Annotated in this window: 5 protein-coding genes; 4 read left to right on the top strand and 1 reads right to left on the bottom strand. The window is 65.4% G+C overall.

Annotation, left to right across the window (positions count from 1 at the left end):
* The first annotated feature begins 52 nt into the window (after positions 1 to 52).
* Complete coding sequence (locus tag ACXJKH_RS17575) at positions 53 to 676, top strand: rhomboid family intramembrane serine protease (protein WP_256775575.1); 624 nt, start codon at positions 53 to 55, stop codon at positions 674 to 676.
* Positions 677 to 787: 111 nt separating this feature from the next.
* Here the strand turns inward: ACXJKH_RS17575 and ACXJKH_RS17570 are convergent, their stop codons facing one another.
* A complete protein-coding gene (locus tag ACXJKH_RS17570) occupies positions 788 to 964 on the bottom strand; it encodes a hypothetical protein (protein ID WP_256775574.1) in 177 nt (58 codons plus the stop codon).
* A gap of 306 nt (positions 965 to 1,270) precedes the next feature.
* On the opposite strand from ACXJKH_RS17570, the gene ACXJKH_RS17565 reads away from it, so the two are divergent.
* From ACXJKH_RS17565 to ACXJKH_RS17555, 3 genes are all read left to right on the top strand, one after another.
* Positions 1,271 to 1,585 carry a GNAT family N-acetyltransferase gene (locus tag ACXJKH_RS17565; protein ID WP_457321245.1) on the top strand — a complete coding sequence of 105 codons (315 nt, stop codon included), beginning with the start codon at positions 1,271 to 1,273 and terminating at the stop codon, positions 1,583 to 1,585.
* A gap of 36 nt (positions 1,586 to 1,621) precedes the next feature.
* Positions 1,622 to 2,509 carry a DUF3298 domain-containing protein gene (locus ACXJKH_RS17560; protein ID WP_457321247.1) on the top strand — a complete coding sequence of 296 codons (888 nt, stop codon included), beginning with the start codon at positions 1,622 to 1,624 and terminating at the stop codon, positions 2,507 to 2,509.
* 14 nt (positions 2,510 to 2,523) lie between these two features.
* The coding region (locus ACXJKH_RS17555) for a class I SAM-dependent methyltransferase (RefSeq protein ID WP_457321243.1) at positions 2,524 to 3,202 on the top strand (679 nt) is incomplete at its 3' end.

Genomic DNA, 3,202 nt, shown 5'->3' with positions numbered 1-3,202 from the left:
ATGCCAGGCGCTATCGTATGGTCGACAACTACCGTACGGCCTGAGCCCTGACATGACCCCCGTCAACCTGCTGCTGATCGCCATCACCGTCATCGTGTCGTGGATGGCGTTCAAGAACCGCAAGCTCGGCGACCGCCTGATCCTGTGGCCGCCGGCGGTGGACCGCCACCGCCAGTACGACCGCCTGGTGACCTACGGGTTCATCCACGCGGACCTGGCGCACCTGGCGTTCAACATGATCACGCTGTTCTTCTTCGGCGGCCAGATCGAGTCGGTGATGATCCAGCTGACCGGCAGCTACCTGACCTATCCGGCGTTCTATCTCGGCGCGCTGGTGATGTCGATCCTGCCCAGCTACCTGAAGAACCAGAAGAACCCGAACTACCTCAGCCTGGGCGCGTCGGGCGCGGTGTCGGCGGTGTTGTTCGCCTTCATCCTGCTCAGCCCGTGGAGCGTGATCTTCGTGTTCTTCATCCCGGCGCCGGCGATCATCTACGCGGCGTTCTATGTGGGCTACAGCATCTGGATGGATCGCCGTGGCGGCGACCGCATCAACCACAGCGCGCACCTGGCCGGTGCCGCGTTCGGGGTGATCTTCATGCTGGCGATGCGCCCGGCGATTTTCGAGCACTTCCTGCGCGAGCTGAGCAACCCGAGCTTCCGTCCGCTGGGGTGATGCCGGGATGCAGACGTACCGATCCACGGTCGGCACCTGCCGGGTCCAGGAACGCCGGCAGCAGCCGGCGGAAGGGCACGACCGTGGGTCGTGCCCCCTGCAAACGACGCGTTACGCTACTTTCTTGCCGTCGGTGCCGTACGCGCTGAGCAGGCGGGCGTAGACCTCGTTGTCGATCTGATCGAATTCCCAGCCGTTGGTTTGGCCGTTCACGGCCAGCTGGAACAGGCCTTCCAGCAGCGAGCTGTCGGCGTCGGCCGGGGCCGGGGAGGTAGGTGCGTTGTCCATGAGGACCTCCTGGTAAAACGGATTCGGGCAGGCAGGTGTCGCAAAACTCGTGCCAGCTTTCACGCCCTGTCCGCTACCGGTATCGGCTTGAACCAACGAGACTTTAGCGGCGCCCAGCACCGCGCTTTGATGGCGGCATGGCGATGACCGGCCGCGTGGCAAGGCGCCGGTGCCCCCGTCCTGCCCGGGAAGGGCACGGGGTCCGGAAGTGACGCTCAGCGTCGCTGCTTGCCCCTGTTCAGGCTTCACGCGATCATGGCGCTACGCTGCGCACTATCGCGTCAGTTGCCGCAGGAGACACCGCCCATGGCTTCGGTCACCCCGCCCGGATTGGCGTACGAGGTGGAGCACGATCTGGCCAACCACCGTTTCCAGGCCCGGATCCAGGGGCACCTGGCGCTGCTGGACTACCAGATCACGTCGCTGAAACGACAGAAGCGGATGGTCATCACCCACACCGAGGTGCCTGAGCCGATCGCCGGGCGCGGTATTGCCGGGGAGTTGACCAAGGTGGCGCTACGCTATGCGCGCGAACACAAATACAAAGTGGTGCCGGCGTGTGCCTACGCCGAAGCCTTCATGCAACGACACGAGGAATACGACGACCTGCTCGCCGGTTGACCGCGGGCGGTCTCGCTTCAGGGACGACACACCATGATGCTGGGTTTCAACAAGGGGATTGCAATGAACATCGTAGTAAACCGTCGCGCGCTGCGCGCCAGCGCGTTGGCCATGGCCGTGGGCCTGGTGCTGGTGGCGGGTTGCAAGCGCGACGCGGGCGACACCGCCACGGCACCGGCCGATGGCGCGACCGCCACGCAGCCGGCGAACATTGAAACGCCTGTCGCCGCAGCGCCGGTTGAGCTGCGCGACGTGATCGAAAACACGCCGCAGGCCGTCATCGGGATCAGCTACCCGACCGATATCGCCAAGTACCCGGGCCTGGCCAAGGCCTTGGCCGATTACGCCACTGCCGCGCGCGGCGAGTTGCAGCAGGCCGTCGATGGTCTGGGCAACGACAAGCCGACCATGCCCTACGAGCTGTCGCTGAGCTTCGAAAAAGTGCTGGAAACCCCGCAACTGGTGGTGGTGAGCGCCGATGGCAGCCGCTACACCGGCGGTGCCCATGGCGAGCCGCTGGTGGCGCGCTTCGTGTGGCTGCCCGAACAGCAGCAGATGCTCACCGCCGACAAGCTGGTGGCAGATGCCAAGGGCTGGAAGGCGGTCAGCGATTACATCGGTGACCAGCTGCGCGAGCGCGTGGCCACCCGCTTGAGCAGCGAAGACATGGAGCCGGGCCAACTGCAGGAATCGCTGCGCAGCGCCAGCCGGATGATCGCCGACGGCACCGAGCCGAGCGCGGAGAACTTCAGCCAGTTCCAGCCGCTGACCGGCACCGATGGCAAGATCAGCGCGGTACGCTTCGTGTTCCCGCCCTACCAGGTGGGGCCGTATTCGGATGGCACCCAGACCGTGGATGTGCCGGCCAACGTACTGGCGCCGCATGTCGGTGCGGCGTATGCGGGATTGTTTGCCCAGGGCTGATCGACGGAGGCGACGTGGACGCGGGACTGCAACGACGAGTGACGCTGTTGCTGCACGACGCGGGAATCACCGTCGACGGTGACCGGCCGCATGACATCCACGTCCATGACCCGCAGTTCTACACGCGGGTCATGGCCCACGGCTCACTCGGCCTGGGCGAGAGCTACATGGACGGCCAGTGGGACGCCGCCGCGCTGGACGACTTCCTGTATCACCTGATGCAGGCACACCTGGACGATCGCGTGCACGGCTGGCGCGAAGTCGCCGACGCGCTCAAGGCGCGTCTGTTCAACCTGCAGGCCGGCAATGGCAGCTTCGAGGTTGGCAAGCGCCACTATGACCTCGGCAACGACCTCTATGAAGCGATGCTTGGCCGCCGCCTGGTCTACAGCTGTGGCTATTGGCGCGATGCGACGGACCTGGATGCGGCGCAGGAAGCCAAGCTCGACCTGATCTGCCGCAAGCTCGGGCTGCGCCCGGGCCAGCACGTGCTCGATATCGGCTGCGGTTGGGGCGAAGCCCTGAAGTACGCCGCCGAACGCTACGGCGTGTCCGGCGTGGGCGTCACCATTTCCCAGGAGCAGGCCGACTACGCACGCCAGCTGTGCGCCGGGTTGCCGATCGAGATCCGGCTGCAGGATTACCACGACGTCGAAGAAACCTTCGACGCGGTTTTTTCGGTCGGCATGTTCG

It is taken from the genome of Stenotrophomonas sp. P5_B8 (assembly GCF_054049855.1).
This window is presented reverse-complemented; position numbering and strand designations above follow the sequence as displayed.

Coding starts and splice junctions, on each gene's coding strand:
- ACXJKH_RS17575 (WP_256775575.1), top strand. CDS start 53: ATGACCCCCGTCAACCTGCTGCTGATCGCCATCACCGTCATCGTGTCG.
- ACXJKH_RS17570 (WP_256775574.1), bottom strand. CDS start 964: ATGGACAACGCACCTACCTCCCCGGCCCCGGCCGACGCCGACAGCTCG.
- ACXJKH_RS17565 (WP_457321245.1), top strand. CDS start 1,271: ATGGCTTCGGTCACCCCGCCCGGATTGGCGTACGAGGTGGAGCACGAT.
- ACXJKH_RS17560 (WP_457321247.1), top strand. CDS start 1,622: ATGCTGGGTTTCAACAAGGGGATTGCAATGAACATCGTAGTAAACCGT.